At 32.0% G+C, this 16,472-nt stretch carries 15 protein-coding genes; 9 read left to right on the top strand and 6 right to left on the bottom strand.

Annotation, left to right across the window (positions count from 1 at the left end; translation table 11 throughout):
* The first annotated feature begins 156 nt into the window (after positions 1–156).
* From B0A75_RS08080 to B0A75_RS08070, 3 genes are all read left to right on the top strand, one after another.
* The gene (locus tag B0A75_RS08080; protein ID WP_089053768.1) at positions 157–1,401 is read left to right on the top strand and encodes an efflux RND transporter periplasmic adaptor subunit; all 1,245 of its coding nucleotides are present in this window, start codon (positions 157–159) and stop codon (positions 1,399–1,401) included.
* A gap of 107 nt (positions 1,402–1,508) precedes the next feature.
* Positions 1,509–2,216, top strand: coding sequence for an ABC transporter ATP-binding protein (locus tag B0A75_RS08075; protein WP_089053767.1), 708 nt, complete (start codon positions 1,509–1,511; stop codon positions 2,214–2,216).
* A gap of 134 nt (positions 2,217–2,350) precedes the next feature.
* Positions 2,351–4,777, top strand: coding sequence for an ABC transporter permease (locus B0A75_RS08070; protein ID WP_089053766.1), 2,427 nt, complete (start codon positions 2,351–2,353; stop codon positions 4,775–4,777).
* An 83-nt stretch (positions 4,778–4,860) separates the two neighbouring features.
* Here the strand turns inward: B0A75_RS08070 and B0A75_RS08065 are convergent, their stop codons facing one another.
* A complete protein-coding gene (locus B0A75_RS08065; RefSeq protein WP_089053765.1) occupies positions 4,861–6,480 on the bottom strand; it encodes a L,D-transpeptidase family protein in 1,620 nt (539 codons plus the stop codon).
* 405 nt (positions 6,481–6,885) lie between these two features.
* On the opposite strand from B0A75_RS08065, the gene B0A75_RS08060 reads away from it, so the two are divergent.
* The 4 genes from B0A75_RS08060 (at position 6,886) to B0A75_RS08045 (ending at position 9,425) form a co-directional block, all read left to right on the top strand.
* Positions 6,886–8,016 carry an Mrp/NBP35 family ATP-binding protein gene (locus tag B0A75_RS08060; RefSeq protein ID WP_089053764.1) on the top strand — a complete coding sequence of 377 codons (1,131 nt, stop codon included), beginning with the start codon at positions 6,886–6,888 and terminating at the stop codon, positions 8,014–8,016.
* Positions 8,017–8,114: 98 nt separating this feature from the next.
* Complete coding sequence (locus B0A75_RS08055; RefSeq protein WP_053469915.1) at positions 8,115–8,354, top strand: NifU family protein; 240 nt, start codon at positions 8,115–8,117, stop codon at positions 8,352–8,354.
* 214 nt (positions 8,355–8,568) lie between these two features.
* Positions 8,569–9,048 (top strand): hypothetical protein, encoded by a 480-nt coding sequence (locus tag B0A75_RS08050; protein WP_089053763.1) that lies wholly within the window; start codon positions 8,569–8,571, stop codon positions 9,046–9,048.
* Between the two features lie 59 nt (positions 9,049–9,107).
* Positions 9,108–9,425 carry a 2Fe-2S iron-sulfur cluster-binding family protein gene (locus B0A75_RS08045; RefSeq protein ID WP_026982672.1) on the top strand — a complete coding sequence of 106 codons (318 nt, stop codon included), beginning with the start codon at positions 9,108–9,110 and terminating at the stop codon, positions 9,423–9,425.
* 69 nt (positions 9,426–9,494) lie between these two features.
* Here the strand turns inward: B0A75_RS08045 and B0A75_RS08040 are convergent, their stop codons facing one another.
* The 4 genes from B0A75_RS08040 to B0A75_RS08025 all read right to left on the bottom strand — a co-directional run bounded on the left by B0A75_RS08040 (position 9,495) and on the right by B0A75_RS08025 (position 14,231).
* On the bottom strand, positions 9,495–10,001 hold the full coding sequence (locus B0A75_RS08040) for an SMI1/KNR4 family protein (RefSeq protein ID WP_089053762.1): 507 nt from the start codon (positions 9,999–10,001) through the stop codon (positions 9,495–9,497).
* A 133-nt stretch (positions 10,002–10,134) separates the two neighbouring features.
* Positions 10,135–11,124: an aspartate-semialdehyde dehydrogenase gene (locus B0A75_RS08035; RefSeq protein ID WP_089053761.1), complete on the bottom strand. Its 990-nt coding sequence runs from the start codon at positions 11,122–11,124 to the stop codon at positions 10,135–10,137.
* Positions 11,125–11,289: 165 nt separating this feature from the next.
* Positions 11,290–11,703 carry a large conductance mechanosensitive channel protein MscL gene (gene mscL / locus B0A75_RS08030; RefSeq protein WP_089053808.1) on the bottom strand — a complete coding sequence of 138 codons (414 nt, stop codon included), beginning with the start codon at positions 11,701–11,703 and terminating at the stop codon, positions 11,290–11,292.
* 56 nt (positions 11,704–11,759) lie between these two features.
* Positions 11,760–14,231 carry a bifunctional UDP-N-acetylmuramoyl-tripeptide:D-alanyl-D-alanine ligase/alanine racemase gene (locus B0A75_RS08025; RefSeq protein WP_089053760.1) on the bottom strand — a complete coding sequence of 824 codons (2,472 nt, stop codon included), beginning with the start codon at positions 14,229–14,231 and terminating at the stop codon, positions 11,760–11,762.
* Positions 14,232–14,583: 352 nt separating this feature from the next.
* Between B0A75_RS08025 and B0A75_RS08020 the strand changes: the two genes are divergently transcribed.
* Positions 14,584–15,189 (top strand): phosphatase PAP2 family protein, encoded by a 606-nt coding sequence (locus B0A75_RS08020; protein ID WP_241687362.1) that lies wholly within the window; start codon positions 14,584–14,586, stop codon positions 15,187–15,189.
* Here the strand turns inward: B0A75_RS08020 and B0A75_RS08015 are convergent.
* Complete coding sequence (locus tag B0A75_RS08015; protein WP_089053806.1) at positions 15,184–15,888, bottom strand: porin family protein; 705 nt, start codon at positions 15,886–15,888, stop codon at positions 15,184–15,186. The genes B0A75_RS08020 and B0A75_RS08015 overlap by 6 nt on opposite strands.
* A gap of 221 nt (positions 15,889–16,109) precedes the next feature.
* On the opposite strand from B0A75_RS08015, the gene B0A75_RS08010 reads away from it, so the two are divergent.
* A complete protein-coding gene (locus tag B0A75_RS08010; RefSeq protein WP_165765100.1) occupies positions 16,110–16,463 on the top strand; it encodes a hypothetical protein in 354 nt (117 codons plus the stop codon).
* Positions 16,464–16,472: the final 9 nt, after the last annotated feature.

The following is a 16,472-nucleotide window of genomic DNA, read 5'->3' as shown; positions in this document are numbered from 1 at the left end:
CTGTATTTTTTTGTCCGATTTTGAACGGTCAACTGTTCATTATCGAACACTCGCTTTTGGGATGACTTTTTTAAGCTTCTTTAAAATCAATGCTTTACAAATAATAAATTTTATGGCACAGTATTTACCTATTGATTATCAGTAAATTATTTAAAAATGGACACGGTAATTCCTCGTAAAAATAGAAAATTTAGACATCTGACAATAGCAATTGCAGTTTTTTTAGCTTTGGGCACAATTGTCTTTTTTTCTTTCAATTCAAAAAGAAGTTTAAATGTAAAAGCAGAAGAACTTTCGATTCAAAAAGTTGAAAAAGCTTTTTTTGAAGATTTTGTTGTTTTTCAGGCAAAGGTTGAACCTTTAAATGTAATGCTTGTAAATGTTACTGAAGGAGGATCTGTAAAAGAGATTTTTGTCGAGAATGGCGCAATGGTTACAAAAGGACAATCGCTGGCTCGTTTATACAACCCAAATACTGAACTTAATTACTTAACGCAGGAAACTGCAATTATTGAGCAGATTAATAATTTGAATACGGGAAAATTGAACATTAGAAATCAGGAATTGAATTTGACTAAAGATTTAGTCTTGATCGAACATGATTACAATGATGCAAAAAGATTGTATGACATGAATTCTAAGTTGTTTGAAAAGGAAGTTATTTCTAAAAATGATTGGAATACTTTTAAAGAAAGCTTACGTTTTCAACAAGAAAGAAAAAAAACAATTCAGCAGAGTATTCAAAAAGAAAAGCAATCTAATCAATTGCAGATTTCTCAAATTAACCGCTCGATTCAAACGATGGAAAAAAGTTTGGATATTTTAAGAAACAACAAAAAGAATTTCTTGATTACTGCTCCAGAAACTGGTCGATTGACTTCGTTTGAACCTGTTTTAGGAAAAACATTTCAGGCTGGAGCAAGCATTGGAAAAATTGACTCGAAAAAAGGGTATAAACTGACGGCTGAAATTGACGAGTTTTATCTTGAAAAAATTAGAGAAGGTTTAAAAGGTCAGGTCGAATTTAAAGGAAAAACTCTTGAAGTTCTGGTAACTAAAGTAATTCCTGAAGTAAAAAGCGGACATTTTAGTGCTGAACTTGCTTTTACATCTAAAGAAAATATTGCCTTGCAAGATGGTTTAAGCTTTGGTGTAAAACTAATTTTGTCTGAAAAAAATAAAACAATGGTAATTCCTAAAGGAGCTTTTAATCAAGAGACTGCTGGCAAATGGATCTTTGTCGTAAAAGGGAGCAAAGCGGAGAGAAGAAATATAAAACTAGGCCGAGAAAATCCTTCTTATTATGAAGTCTTGAGCGGACTAAACGAAGGCGAATCTGTGATTACCTCATCGTATACAGATTATAAGGATATTGAGGAATTATCAATTCAATCAAAGTAAACTCAATCTTGCCATTTTTGCTATTAATCACTTACAATTAAAATAATTATAGAAGTTTCAATCATCAATCAAAAAACATTTTTAAAAACATTTAACACCAAAAAAATATGATAACAATACAAAATTTAACCAAAGTATTTAGAACCGAAGACGTTGAAACTGCTGCTTTAAGCGGTATAAATGTAGAAATTAAAAAAGGAGATTTTTTAACCATTATGGGACCTTCGGGCTGTGGAAAATCAACTTTGTTAAATATTATCGGACTTCTAGACAGTGCTGACGGCGGCAGTTATAAATTGTTAGATCAGGAAATGATTGGTTTAAAAGAAAAAGGAAGAGCACAAGTTCGTAAGGAAAATATTGGATTCATTTTTCAAAATTTCAACTTAATCGATGAACTTTCTGTTTATGATAATATTGAACTGCCGTTGCTTTACAACAACGTAAAAGCAGCTGATAGAAAACAAAAAATTGAAGCTATTGCAGAAAAATTAAATATCTCACATCGTTTAAAACATTTTCCGCAGCAGCTTTCGGGCGGACAACAGCAAAGAGTTGCAGTTGCAAGAGCTTTAGTAAATGATCCAAAAATTATTTTGGCGGATGAGCCTACAGGAAATCTGGACAGTAAAAATGGTAATGAGGTTATGGAACTTTTAACTGATTTGCATGCTAAAGGTGCTACAATTTTGATGGTTACCCACTCTGATTATGATGCTTCTTTTTCGCAAAGAACAATTCATATGAAAGATGGTGTTATATTCTCTGAAAAGTTAAATCAGAGAAATGTTGATGTTTTTATGGACGCTAAATAAATTCAAGATGATAAACTTTGTTATAACCGCAATCGTAGTCCTGGTGGGATTTGTATGCGAAATTTTCACACTTCTTTAAAAGGCTTATTCTGCCTTTACCAAAAAATAACTAACATAACTATAAAATAGATACCATGATTTTTAATTGGTTTAAAATATTTATTTATCATTTAAAACAAAACAAATTGTTTTCGTTTTTAAATGTTTTAGGATTGAGCATCGGAATTGCCAGCGTAATTTTTGCCATTTTATATTGGAATAATGAGCACGCATACGATCAATGGAATCCTGAAAAAGAAAATGTATATAAAGTTCTAAATAAAATAGGATCAACCGGTGATATCTGGGGAACAAATACAATTCCTTTTGGACAAACCTGTAAGGCAACAATTCCTGAAATTGAACAAATTTGCTTCTTAAACGACTGGTATGACGAGGCTGTTTTAAAATATCAGAATAAAAAAATAATTGATAAAAAAATAACGGTATCTGATAATAATTTTTTCGATTTTTTTCCTTTTCCAATCGTAAAAGGTGCTAAAAAAAATATTCTAAAGGAAAAAAATAGTGTTGCTATTTCTGAAGGACAAGCTAAACTTCTTTTTAAAGATGAAGATCCTATCGGAAAACCTATTACATACAATGACCAAGCCTATATCGTAAAATCTGTTTATCGCATCGTAACTCCGTCTTCTATTGAACCAAACTATGTTTTTAGCGGTATTGTTCGTGAATATGACCTTAACAGCTGGGGAAATTTCAGCTATGGTTTAATGATTAAAACCAAAAAGAATGTTGATATTAATGTCGTTTTAAAGAAAATGCGTAATGTAAATTATGTAAATGTAATTTTAAAAGAGGCAAAAAAAGTAGGTCAAACTCCTGAGCAATTTATTAAAGAAAATGGCGAGATAACGAATTTTCTTGATCAGCTGAAAACTTTGCGCCTACATGGTACAAAAACATCAGGAGATGCTTCTCCTGAAGGAAAAGGAAACTTACAGCTTATTTATATTATGGCTGGTTTGTCGATTTTAATATTGGTTTTATCATTGGTAAATTATATAAATCTGGCAACAGCATCTGCCATAAAACGCGCTAAAGAAGTTGGTGTTCGCAAAATTGTGGGAGCTTCAAAAAAACAGATTATTGCACAGTTTATATTTGAAACAGCAATAATTGTAACACTTTCTATTTTATTTGCCTTGGCAATTGTAGAACTATCTCTTCCGTATTACAACTCTTTTTTAAGAAAAAATTTGACTATGAATGGCGGTGAATTTTACTTGCAGCTTCTTTTTATTTTTGGATTAGTACTCATTCTTGCTGGTATTTTTCCTGCTGTTTATATCTCAAATTTTGAAACTTTAAAAGTGCTGAAAGGTAATTTTTCAAGAAGTAAAAATGGAATCTGGATTCGAAACTCGATGCTTATTTTTCAATTTAGCATTGCAACATTTTTTATTATTGGTGCTTTAATTGTAAATTCTCAAGTTGATTTTATGATGAATAAAGACCTTGGTTTTACAGGTAATCAGGTAATTCGAATTCCTTTCAATTATCAAAATTATGAAACAAAAGGCCAGAAATATGCCACTACAAAGCAAGAAATACTTAAACTATCAGGAGTTCAAGAAGTTTCTACTTTTGCAGGTACTTTTGGAAACAGCACTAATTCGAGTTCTGGTTTTACCCACAATGGTATTTTTGTACAACCTCGAAATGTTGAAATGGATTTTGGCTTTTTAGAAATGATGAAGATTAAAATTGTTCAAGGGCGAAATTTATCTCCAAAATTTGCTTCAGACACGATCGACAACTGGCTTGTTAATGAAACCTTGGTAAAAGACTTAGGACTTAAGAATCCTATAAATACTATTATCACCTCAGGCTGGTCGAATGGAAAAGGAACTCTAAAGTTCAAGATCGTTGGTGTTGTAAAAGATTTTCATATTACAGGATTACAAGACAAGGTACCTCCAATGATTTTTTTAAACACAAAAACTTTAAAGTGGAATAACTTTCAAAATGTCTATGTAAAAGTTTCTCCAAATAATTTAAGCGAAACATTGGATAAATTAAAAACTTATTGGGAGGCAAATATAAATCCCGACTATCCATTTGATTATGAATTTGTAAACAAAGGATTTGCTAAAACGTATGAAGAACAAGTTAAACAAAAAGATCTATTTTTTATCCTAAATCTTGTTGTAATTATAATTGCCATCTTCGGATTGTTTGCTTTGGCATCATTTTCGATGGAGAGAAGATTGAAAGAAATTGCAATTAGAAAAACGCTTGGTGCAGAAACTGATGTTTTATTGAAAGAGCTGTCAAAACAATATTTTATTTATTGCTTAATGGGATTTGTAATCGGGATTATTCCAGCTTACATTTTACTGCAAAAATGGCTTGAAAATTTTGCCTTTAGAATCAATATCTCTCCTATTCCGTTTAGCATTGCACTTGTTTCATTGCTGACGCTGACATTAACAATTGTTTTGGCAAAAGCCTATCAGGTAACCAAAATAGATGTTTTGAAATATTTAAAATACGAATAATCTTGTAGACCATTTTTTTTAAAACACCCTTCAGATATAGATCTGAAGGGTGTTTTTTTTACAATATTTGGGAATACACTTTTTTACTGTAAAACGGCATCGTTAGAATATAGTAACTTATCCAAACTCTTATCTCTATCATACACATCTGGATAAAAACCAATTTCGCCATCATCCGTTACCCACGCGGTAAAATAACCTATATAAATTGGAATTTTCTTTTTCAGCATACAAGGCGTTTCTTTTTCACCGCTCATTGCGCTATTGATTTTATCAACAGGCCAGTCAGGATCATCTTTCAGCATATGCAGAGCAAGTTCTTTGGCTTCTTTTACATTAATACATCCGTGGCTGAAAATACGCTTTTCAAACTCAAACAAGCTTTTTGCCGGCGTATCATGCAGGTAAATATCATTTGGATTTGGAAACATGAACTTAACCAATCCCAGCGAGTTTTTAGGACCCGGTTTTTGTCTCACATTACCGCCATTCCATTCCATATTATGATCAGCGAGATAATTTTTATCTTCCGCCATTTTTAGTTTCAACTCATTTTTTATGATGCTTGCCGGCACATACCAATAGGGACTAAATACGATTCTATCAATATTGCCGCTAAAAATTACCGTTTCGGTCATTCGCGTACCAACAAAAACATCCGAAACTAAATCATATTTTCCGTTTTTTACATAAATCAATCTAAACGACGGAATATTTACCATTACATATTCACTTGCTTTTGCTAAATCAGTCGGAATCCATCTGCATCTTTCCATGTTCAGCATAATCGTTCTGATTCGGTTCGCAATTGGCTCATTCAATTGATCGATATGATCTTTTGTAAAAGCATAATTCAATTTTAAGCCATATCTCTTTTTATACTTTAAAACACCCGCCATCATTTCTTCATCATACAAACTGCTTTTTGAATCTCGAGCCAAATCGCCAACTACAAACAAACGTTCTCTTATTTGCTTAACAACTGTACCGCTGTCAAAAGGTTTTAAATCTTTGTAAGTCGCCGCATCGATATCAATTTTTTTCCAAAGATTATTTTTTTCAATGTTTCGATATCTTTTCAAAACGCTTTGAAGTTTATAATACTGACTAAACAAAAGATTTTCATCTTTATTTAATCTATCTGGATCTCCCATTAAGGAATCTAAAATTCTATCGTAAGAAATGGATTTTGCAGGCAGATACCAGCCTATTTTTTTTAAAGTCTGCGGATCAACGCCAGAATAAACATTACTGGCATAAAAAACATACATGTTAGACAATAAAAGATCTGCATCTGTAGGCGAAAGATCTTCGGTGACATTTTCATTAAAAACGTCGTCGATTAATGGCATATACGGCATAGTCGCTTTTACACCTTGCTCACTTAAAAGTTTCACTTTATTGTATAATAAAGCTCCAAATTCGCTCACGCTTTTATCATCATGCCAGATCATCTTGTAGTCTCTTTTTTTATAGAGATCTTCAACATCTTTTTGATACTTTTTCAGTTTAGGATATTTCTTAAAAAACCCGCTTATAGATTCAGCGTTTATTGTTCCTGAATTATTGTCTTTACTAATTTTAAAGACATTTTCAAATGGTGATTTTTCATTTCCCACATTCGTCTTAGCATCTGCAGAATCGATGGAAAATACAAAAAAACTAAAAGTGATAATTGCGGAAAAGAGAGTAAAGTTTCGCATCTGTTTAAATTTTAAATTTTTATAAAATCTATTTTAAAAAACATCAAAAACTCAGAAATACTCGAAAGTAAGTTTTCCTGCATTTTTGTTAAATTTGGAAGTCTGCGATTTTGGGTACTCAAATTTAATTAAGATTATTGACAATTCGGCGATTAAACACAGGAATTTTTATACGAATTTACAGACGTCATTATCCTTAAAAAATAGAGTTTATAAATAGCATTCTAGAATTTTAATGCGTTAGAAAATATATTTTTGATCATTTTGACCAATCTCAATATCAATAAATACAATTTAAAAGGGTTTGAATCCGAACATAATCTGTTATCTTTGCAGTCTGAAATCAGTTTACATAAATATAGAAATTTGAAATCGATTTCTTTCCATACAAAATAGCACATTAAAATGAAATTAGATAGAAAAGAAATTCTTAAAGCTTTAGAAACAATCACTATAGCTGGAGAAGGAAAAAATATGGTTGAAAGCGGTGCCGTTTCAAACGTACTAACTTTTGGCGATGAAGTTGTTGTAGATTTAGTATTGCACACGCCTGCGATGCATATCAAGAAAAGAGCAGAAGATGATATCAAAAAAACAATTCACGAATTGATATCTGCTGATGCAAAAATTAAAGTAAATATTAAAGTAGAAACTCCTGAGAAAGTCGAAATTAAAGGTCGTGCTATTTCGGGAATTAAAAATATTATTGCCGTTGCTTCTGGAAAAGGAGGCGTTGGAAAATCGACTGTAACTGCAAATCTTGCTGTTACACTTGCAAAAATGGGTTTTAAAGTTGGTGTTTTAGATGCCGATGTTTACGGTCCTTCGATGCCAATTATGTTTGATGTTGAAAATGAAAAACCTATTTCGATAACGGTTGACGGAAAATCAAAAATGAAACCAATTGAAAGCTATGAAATCAAAATGCTTTCTATTGGATTTTTTACTGCACCAAGTCAAGCTGTAATTTGGAGAGGCCCAATGGCAGCAAAAGCTTTAAATCAAATGATTTTTGATGCTGATTGGGGAGAATTAGATTTTATGCTTCTAGATTTACCTCCGGGAACTGGAGATATACACCTTTCAATCATGCAGTCTTTACCAATTACTGGAGCTGTTGTAGTAAGTACTCCGCAAGCTGTTGCTCTTGCAGATGCTAAAAAAGGAGTTTCGATGTTCATGCAGGACAACATAAATGTACCTGTTTTAGGAATTATTGAAAACATGGCTTATTTTACACCTGAAGAATTACCTAATAACAAATATTATATTTTTGGTCAGGAAGGAGCAAAAAATCTTGCTGAAGATTTAAATGTTCCATTCTTAGGCGAAGTTCCAATTGTACAATCTATTCGTGAAGCAGGAGATTTTGGACGACCAGCGGCATTACAAACTGCATCGCCAATTGAAACTATTTTTGAAGAAATAACTCGAAATGTTGTACAAGAGGTAGTAAACAGAAACGAAAGTCTTCCTGCTACTGAAGCAATTAAAATTACAACAATGGCAGGTTGTTCTGCAGTAAAGAAAAATTAATAATAAGATAATTGAGATAGTTGGATAATTAGATAATCATTATGCGATCTGCAAATTATCTAATTTTCTAATTGACACATTTTCTAATTGATAAAATTATGACAACAGAAGAATTAACAAATAATGTTTTATTGGCTTTAGACGAAATCAGGCCATTTTTAAAATCTGATGGCGGAGATATTTCGCTTATCTCTATTGATGATGATAAACATGTTAAAGTTCGTCTTGAAGGTGCCTGCATAAGCTGCAGTGTAAATCAAATGACCCTAAAAGCGGGTGTAGAAACTACGATCAAAAAATATGCTCCGCAGATTGAAACTGTAGTAAATATAATGTAACCATAGCGTTAACAATCGTACTTTTTAAACAATTAAAATTAACAAGAATAATAACATTGTAAGCCCTTAAAATAGCAAAACACCAACAAAACAGTAAAAACACATACGTTTTTTAATGATTTAACAAAAAACAATGTAAAGTTTTAAGAGTTTTAGTTAAGTAATTGTTACATTTTTAACTTAAATTTGTGACATAACCCTAAATCTTAAACTTATGAAAAAATTTTACATTCTATTAGTGTTGTTGTTTTTTGTTTCTGCAAATTATGCTCAAAATAAAACTGTTGTTGCAGACAAAGCTTGGGTAAATGAAGCAGAAGAGTGGTCGGATTTCAACTATGCCGGACAAATTGTATTCTCTATCAATCCAAATGAGGAACCTGGAAGTTTACGAGTTGGTAATTTTGATTTTTTGTATGATTTTGTAGATGGTAAAGGCAAATTTTCGAGTAAAACAACGTATAGTTCAGCATCATTTTCACATCCAAGAAAAATCTCTGCTGTAACCGATAAACAAGGTGTTTTAAACTCAACTTATGAAGGAACATTAATCTTTCAATCTGATAAAGATTATTATTCTGTGATTGCAATTGTTAGCATTCTTGAAAAAAACGATAACATTTTAGGTGTAAAAATGCGCCTTAAGGAAGGTTCTCGAAAAGAGTATGCTTTTAGTACAAAACCAACAAGTTAATTTAAACAGAGGATTTTTTCACGTTATAAAATCCTAACATAAAATTCCAAACAATTAAAATGGATGTATTAATAAAGATTAAAGATCGAGAAGGAGTTATACACGAATTACAAGCTCCAACTGATATGGCGATGAACATAATGGAGTTATGCAAAGCATATGAACTTCCTGTTGAAGGAACTTGCGGAGGAATGGCAATGTGTGCTTCCTGCCAATGTTATGTTCTAAATGATGTTGCATTACCAGAAATGGGAGATGAAGAAGAAGCCATGCTTTCGGAAGCATTTTATGTTAAATCTAACAGCCGCTTAGGTTGTCAGATTCCAATTACTACAGAATTAGAAGGTTTAGAGTTAGAATTAGCTCCAGAATACTAAAAAATAAAATCCAAATATTTTAAAAATCCAAATTCCAAAAGGTTAAGCCCTTTGTGAATTTGGATTTTTTTAATTGTTTTCTAAATCACTTGGATCAAAGGGTTCAAACTCTCTTTCAGAAAATGCTTCTGTCAAAATTCCTGACGAACACAACCAAGTAATTGTTTCTTCAAGTGTATTTCCGGTTTTATAAATCATTTCGCTGTAACGTGGTAAAACAAAATATTCGCCTTCATAAAGAATAATCTCATCACCATCAAAAGTATCTCCAATTCTAATTGAATTTAAAACTTGATCTTTTGTCAGCACCTCTTTACCTTCATCCCAAAACCAATATTCTGTTATACGATTTCTCCAATCTTCTAAGGTCAATATTATTGTCTCTGGAAGAAATATTCGCACGTATGTTCCGCCAAGAATTCCGCTTCCGTAAACTAATACATACTCTTTATAATCTTCATCAAAAGCAATGTTTAATGTTTTTTCACAGGCCAAAATTTCTTCTTCAGAAGCTAGAAACAAATCTGTTTTATTGGTCTTATAATTTGGAATAATCTTATAGTTATCGAAATTCATTTTTATTGCATTTATTAAGAGCTTAAAAGTATATCTTTTTTGCTTCGAAATTGAATTTATTGATACAAAAAAACCGTAATTACACTACTGCAATTACGGCTTTCTCTTTATAACAATTTTATTTAATCTCTAATTAAACCAAACCTGCTTGAATTAAATATTCAGCAATTTGAATCGTGTTTGTTGCAGCACCTTTTCTTAAGTTATCAGCAACAATCCACATATTTAAGGTGTTTGGCTGGCTTTCGTCACGACGGATTCTTCCAACAAATACATCATTTTTACCTTCTGCATATAATGGCATTGGATAAGTAAACGTATCTAAATTATCTTGTACTGTTACTCCGTCTGTATTATGTAAAATTTCACGAACTTCATTTACATCAAAATCATTTGTAAACTCAACATTTACTGCTTCACTATGTCCGCCTACAACTGGCACACGAACTGCAGTAGCTGTAACTCTGATAGTATTGTCACCAAGAATTTTTTGAGTTTCGCGAACTAATTTCATTTCTTCTTTAGTGTATCCGTTTTCTTCAAAACTATCGCAATGTGGAATTGCATTTCTATGAATTGGATATTTGTAAGCCATATCACCTTGAATTCCTGCGTATTCGTTTTCTAATTGTTTTACCGCTTTTACACCAGTTCCAGTGATTGATTGGTAAGTAGAAACGATAACTCTTTTAATATTGTATTTTTTATGCAAAGGCGCCAATGCTAATACCATTTGAATAGTCGAACAGTTTGGATTTGCAATAATTTTATCTTCTTTAGTTAATGTAGAAGCATTGATTTCTGGAACCACTAATTTTTTAGTAGGATCCATTCTCCATGCTGATGAGTTGTCGATTACCGTAGTTCCAGCAGCAGCAAATTTTGGAGCCCACTCTAAAGATGTATCTCCACCTGCAGAAAAAACAGCAATATCTGCTTTCATATCGACAGCAGTCTGCATTCCTACAACTTTATATTTTGTTCCTTTATAATCAATTTCTTTTCCTACTGATCTTTCAGAAGCAACAGGAATTAATTCTGTAACAGGAAAATTTCTTTCTGCTAAAACTTTAAGCATTACTTCGCCAACCATTCCGGTAGCACCTACAACCGCTATTCTCATTTTTATATTTTTAATATCAATTAATCAAATTTACTCTGCAAAAATAGTTATAATAAAAACGAAAACAATGTGCTTCACAAAAAATAACAAAATGTTACAAAACAAACATTCAATAAAAAAACCGCTCAATCAAGGAGCGGTTTAGTTAGACATAGTGCAGCGGAATTATTTTTTAAGCAAATCTCTAATTTGCGTAAGTAACTCTTCTTGAGTTGGTCCTGCTGGTGCAGCCGCAACTTCTTCTTTTTTCTTAACTTTATCAGCAGCTCTTAAAACAACAAATACAAAGAATGAAATAATTACAAAATTAATTATTGCCTGAACTAAATTACCATAGGTAATTACAGCAGCACCAGCCGCTTTTGCCGCAGCTAAATTTGTATAACTATTACCATCAAGTGTAATAAATTTTTGAGTGAAATCGATTCCTCCAGTCAGTAAACCAACTATAGGCATAATAATATCGTCTACAGCAGAGCCGACAATTTTACCAAATGCTCCACCAATAACTACCGCAGTAGCTAAACTAAGCACATCACCTTTCAATAAAGAAGCCTTAAAATCTGCGAAAAATCCCATAGTATCTGTTTTTAAAATTAAACTCAATATCAAATATAATAATTTTAACAAATATTCTACCTGAAAAATACTCTTTTTACACGCTGAGAAATACTTGTCATAATTTCGTAAGGAATCGTTTTTAATGCTTCTGCCATTTCAACAACGGTAGGGCTTTCGCCGAAAATAATAACTGAATCTCCTTCTTTACACTCAATATGACTTACATCGACCATTAACATATCCATGCAAACGCTTCCTACGATATATGCTTTTTGATTTTTAATGGTTACAAAACCAACTTGATTTCCCCATAATCTCGAAATTCCATCAGCATAACCAATTGGTATTGTGGCAATTTTTGTTTCTTTTTTTGCCATAAATCGACGGCCGTAACCTACGCTGTCTCCGCTTGGAATGGTACGAACCTGAGATATAATCGATTTTAGTGTTCCAACATTTTCTAGATATTTCTGTTCTGCTGGATCATTGGAAACACCGTATAATCCAATTCCTAAACGCACCATATTATATTGTGCATTTGGAAAATTACTAATTCCAGAAGTGTTCAAAATATGGCGAATTGGACTTATACTTAATTCAGACATTAATTTTGAAGATAATTTCTCGAATAAACTTATTTGTTCTTCCACAAATTCAAAGTGGCTTGGATCATCACTTGTTGCTAAATGCGATAAAATACTTTGAACACGAACTGTTGAATTTCCTCGTAAAGTCGAAATCAGTTCTTCGATTGTATTATCCTCAAAACCTAAACGATGCATTCCTGTATCCAATTTTATATGAATAGGATAATCTTTTAGATTCTTTTCTCTAGCTATTTTCAAAAAGGCATTTAGTCCTTTTATACTATAAATTTCTGGTTCTAACTGGTATTGAATTATCGAAGGAAAACTGGTCGATTCTGGGTTTAAAACCATAATTGGCAATTTTATTCCGCCATTTTTCAACGAAATTCCTTCATCGGCGAAAGCCACTCCTAAATAATCTGTATTGTGATGTTCTAATAGTTTTGCAATTTCTAAACCTCCGTTTCCATAACCAAATGCTTTTACCATGACCATAATTTTTACATCGTTGGCCAATTTAGATTTATAGTAATTTAAGTTATGACTTATCGAATCTAAGTTGATTTCGAGAACCGTTTCGTGTGTCTTTTCTTCGAGCAGGGAAACAATTTCTTCGAATTGAAATGATCTTGCTCCTTTTATTAAAATGGTTTCGTTACTAAAATTTAAATCATCTACAGCCTCGATAAATGATGCTGTATTTAAAAACATTCTGCTGTTTGGAAACTTAACTGCAAAGGCAGAAATCGTTGGTCCAATACCTATAACGCGGTTTATTTTATTATCAGCAATAAGCTGCGCTACTTTTGAATATAATTCTTCATTTGAAAATCCGCTTTGAAAAATATCCGACAAAATAATGGTTTTTGAGGCGTTCTTTTTTTTCTGGCTTTCTAAAAAATCTAAAGCAATTTTAAGCGACTGAAAATCTGAGCTGTAACTATCGTCAATAATACTGCAGTTATTAATTCCGTTTTTTACTTCTAAACGCATTTGAACTGGATACAGCATTTGCACACGATTTTGTATAACGGCAAAATCGTACTTAAAGTGCAACATTACTAGTAAACAAGAAATTGCATTTTCGACAGAAGCTGAATCACTAAATGGAATTTCGAGATTGAAACTCTCATTATTGTATTGATATTGAATGGTTGTCGTATCGTTTTTTGTTTCTTTTTTTAGAATAAAAACAGCAGCACTTTGATCTGTAAAACTCCACGAGAACAGCTTTCTATCTTTTAAAGGATTTTCGACAGAAAACGCTGTTAAACATTTGTCTACCAATTGATTTTTTTGATAAATAATTACCGGTGTATTTTTAAACAGTACCAATTTCTCATTGATTTTTTGCTCTGTATTTTGAAAACCTTCATCATGGGCAGATCCTATATTGGTTAAAACGCCAATATTGGGCTTAATGATTTGTTCTAAATTGGCCATTTCTTTTACAGTGGAAATTCCAGCTTCAAAAATGCCTAAATTATGTTTTTCGTTTATTGCAATAACAGACAACGGAACTCCTACTTGAGAATTGTAACTTTTAGGGCTTCGAATAATATTAAAATCAGGACTAAGCAAAAAATTAAGCCATTCCTTGACAATCGTTTTACCATTGCTGCCCGTTAATCCGATTACAGGAAAATTGAATAAATTTCTATAATAAGCTGCAAATTCATGAAATGCTTTGAGCGTATTTCTCACTACTAAAAAATTGGCCTTCCCTTTTACATTTTCTGGAATGTGCTGCACAACAAAATTCTGAACTCCTTTTTCAATAAGTTCCGAAATATAAAGATGAGCATCATTATTAGCTCCAGAAAGAGCAAAAAACAATGTTTTCGCACCATTTTGCAGAGAACGGCTGTCGATCGAAATATGATCAACAAAAATATCAGTATCTGAACCTATCCAATCGGCGTTAAAAACCGAAATAAGGCTTTTTAAATTTATGCTCATTTAGAAAATTTCTTTTTGTCAAATTTAAAAAAAGGTTTGCCACGAATTACATGAATTCATTTTTAGATGCAAAAAAGAGTTTGCCACGAATTACACAAATTTCCGCGAATTATTGTTTGATTTTTTGCCACTCCCGATAGCTATCGGGATAAAAGGATTTACATGATCTAATCTATGCGAATCTATTAATCTGCGGCTATTATTTAAACATTTAGCAAATAGAATAGTTAGTAAAAATCGTGTAATTGCTTCGCCTGTTCGCTATCGCTCGAGTCGTGGCTAGAAAAACAAAATATCCATGACAAAAAACATTATTTCATTATATTTGTTCAACACCAGAAAATAAAGCGTTTTGAAAAAAGTACTCCCACTATTCTCTTACATACTTCATCCTATATTTATTCCAATGTACACTACATTGTTATATCTTTTTTGCAAAGATGATGTTTTTACAACTCAAGAAAAGTACTTTGTATTATTTCAAATTTTGGTGATTACGATTATTGTTCCTGTTTTATTTTTCTTGTTGCTGCGCTCAACAGGACATGTAAAATCATTAATGCTTCCAGAGACTTCCCAAAGACTTGTTCCGCTTGTTTTACAGTCCTTTTTGTATATTTTATTGGTTAAAAGAAGTATTGTTATTACTCGTTATCCTGAGCTTCATTTCTTTTTTCTGGGTGCTTTATTTACAACCATTTTAGCGCTGGTTTGTTCGCTTTTTAAATTTAAACCAAGTCTTCACGTAGCGGCAATAAGTGGTTTCACGATTTTTGCTATGGGATTAAACATTCATCTGCAGACGCAAAATCCGTATTGGAGTGCTTTTTTAATTTTAATGACGGGGATTGTTGCTTCTTCACGATTAGAGATGAATGCTCATACTCCAAAAGAACTTCTTACTGGATTGCTTATAGGCGTTTTGCCGCAAGTGCTGTTTTTATTTCTGTGGTTATAAAATGTAAAAAATCAATCCGGCATTTAGGGTTTTTAAATTAACTTTCTCTCCTGTAAGTGTTGTTGCTGAATTAAATAAAGGGCTTAATCCATAGTACACATAAAGGTTCCAGGTATTATAACCTGCCGAAATATATGGTCCGTATTGAAATGTATTAATTGAAGCGTTATTTTTTATTTTATACGTTTCCTCTCCCGCATTTAAGTTTGAAGTATTTGAAAACACATAACTTAATTTTATCCCTGTATAAACTCGCCAAAACTTGGTGCTTTCAAAAGTCGAATTACGCCATCTAAATTCTATAGGAAGATCTACAGAATATTGCTTATATCGATTTGACACTATTTCGCCATAATCAGTAACGTTATAAACAATAGCTCCAGATCCGTCTCTAGAAATACCTAAATTTTGATAATAGTTTTGATAACTAAATCCTAAACCAGCTGCAATTGCAAATGTTCTTGATTTATTAATGGGCATATCACGCAAAAAACCTCCAGAAAGTCCTAAAGAAAATTTATTTTGCTTGAATCTCTGAGGTATATCTGTAAACATATTATACGTTACCGAAAAATAAAACTGATCTTCACGATACAATGAATCAATTTTAACTTCGGGTTTTACTTCCGGCTTCACTTCATTTTGAGCAAAAACACTGAAAAATGAAGTTAAAAACAAACAGCTAAAAAGTAATCGCATATTGTATTGTGGTTTTAAATGGGTTCTTAAATAAACGTTCAAAAAGCTGCATTTATTTCACTTACAAATATAACACAATGCCACTTCATGATGCGATTTGAAAGTAATAATTCTCTTTTTCACGACGAATAAACTCATTCTTTGCAGTATTTTCAACAAATCAAGAGCAGAATCAAAAAAATAAATCATTTTTTCACTGGTCTTTTATACCTTTGTCTTGCATGAAAAGAAAGCAGCTCATATTAAGTTTCGCGTTTGCTGTCACAATATTGTTTTCGATATTGTTTCAGTCTGTGCACAGTTATGAGCATATCGTAAAACAGCTTTCAGAAAAACAATGCCACCACGATTACAATGATCCAAACGGCGAAATAACACATCAGCATCATAATTATGATCTATGTTTTGTTTGTAATTTTGCTTTTGGAGGTTATATCGTTCCCGAAAGTATTTCTTTTCAGTTTCACACTTTTGGCACTGAAACACCTTATTTCTTTCCTCTTACTGAAAAGATTTTTTCAATTTCAAAACCTTCGTATTTATTACGAGGACCTCCTGCTTTTATAGTTTCTTAAATTTCGAAT

Source organism: Flavobacterium oncorhynchi, assembly GCF_002217355.1.
Lineage (GTDB): Bacteria > Bacteroidota > Bacteroidia > Flavobacteriales > Flavobacteriaceae > Flavobacterium > Flavobacterium oncorhynchi.
This window is presented reverse-complemented; position numbering and strand designations above follow the sequence as displayed.

Excerpts from the sequence above, each read along its gene's own strand:
- B0A75_RS08010 (WP_165765100.1), top strand. The coding sequence starts at position 16,110 with ATGAAAAGAAAGCAGCTCATATTAAGTTTCGCGTTTGCTGTCACAATA.
- B0A75_RS08060 (WP_089053764.1), top strand. The coding sequence starts at position 6,886 with ATGAAATTAGATAGAAAAGAAATTCTTAAAGCTTTAGAAACAATCACT.
- B0A75_RS08015 (WP_089053806.1), bottom strand. The coding sequence starts at position 15,888 with ATGCGATTACTTTTTAGCTGTTTGTTTTTAACTTCATTTTTCAGTGTT.
- B0A75_RS08045 (WP_026982672.1), top strand. The coding sequence starts at position 9,108 with ATGGATGTATTAATAAAGATTAAAGATCGAGAAGGAGTTATACACGAA.
- B0A75_RS08055 (WP_053469915.1), top strand. The coding sequence starts at position 8,115 with ATGACAACAGAAGAATTAACAAATAATGTTTTATTGGCTTTAGACGAA.
- B0A75_RS08075 (WP_089053767.1), top strand. The coding sequence starts at position 1,509 with ATGATAACAATACAAAATTTAACCAAAGTATTTAGAACCGAAGACGTT.
- B0A75_RS08040 (WP_089053762.1), bottom strand. The coding sequence starts at position 10,001 with ATGAATTTCGATAACTATAAGATTATTCCAAATTATAAGACCAATAAA.
- B0A75_RS08035 (WP_089053761.1), bottom strand. The coding sequence starts at position 11,124 with ATGAGAATAGCGGTTGTAGGTGCTACCGGAATGGTTGGCGAAGTAATG.
- B0A75_RS08080 (WP_089053768.1), top strand. The coding sequence starts at position 157 with ATGGACACGGTAATTCCTCGTAAAAATAGAAAATTTAGACATCTGACA.
- B0A75_RS08065 (WP_089053765.1), bottom strand. The coding sequence starts at position 6,480 with ATGCGAAACTTTACTCTCTTTTCCGCAATTATCACTTTTAGTTTTTTT.
- B0A75_RS08025 (WP_089053760.1), bottom strand. The coding sequence starts at position 14,231 with ATGAGCATAAATTTAAAAAGCCTTATTTCGGTTTTTAACGCCGATTGG.
- mscL (WP_089053808.1), bottom strand. The coding sequence starts at position 11,703 with ATGGGATTTTTCGCAGATTTTAAGGCTTCTTTATTGAAAGGTGATGTG.
- B0A75_RS08070 (WP_089053766.1), top strand. The coding sequence starts at position 2,351 with ATGATTTTTAATTGGTTTAAAATATTTATTTATCATTTAAAACAAAAC.
- B0A75_RS08050 (WP_089053763.1), top strand. The coding sequence starts at position 8,569 with ATGAAAAAATTTTACATTCTATTAGTGTTGTTGTTTTTTGTTTCTGCA.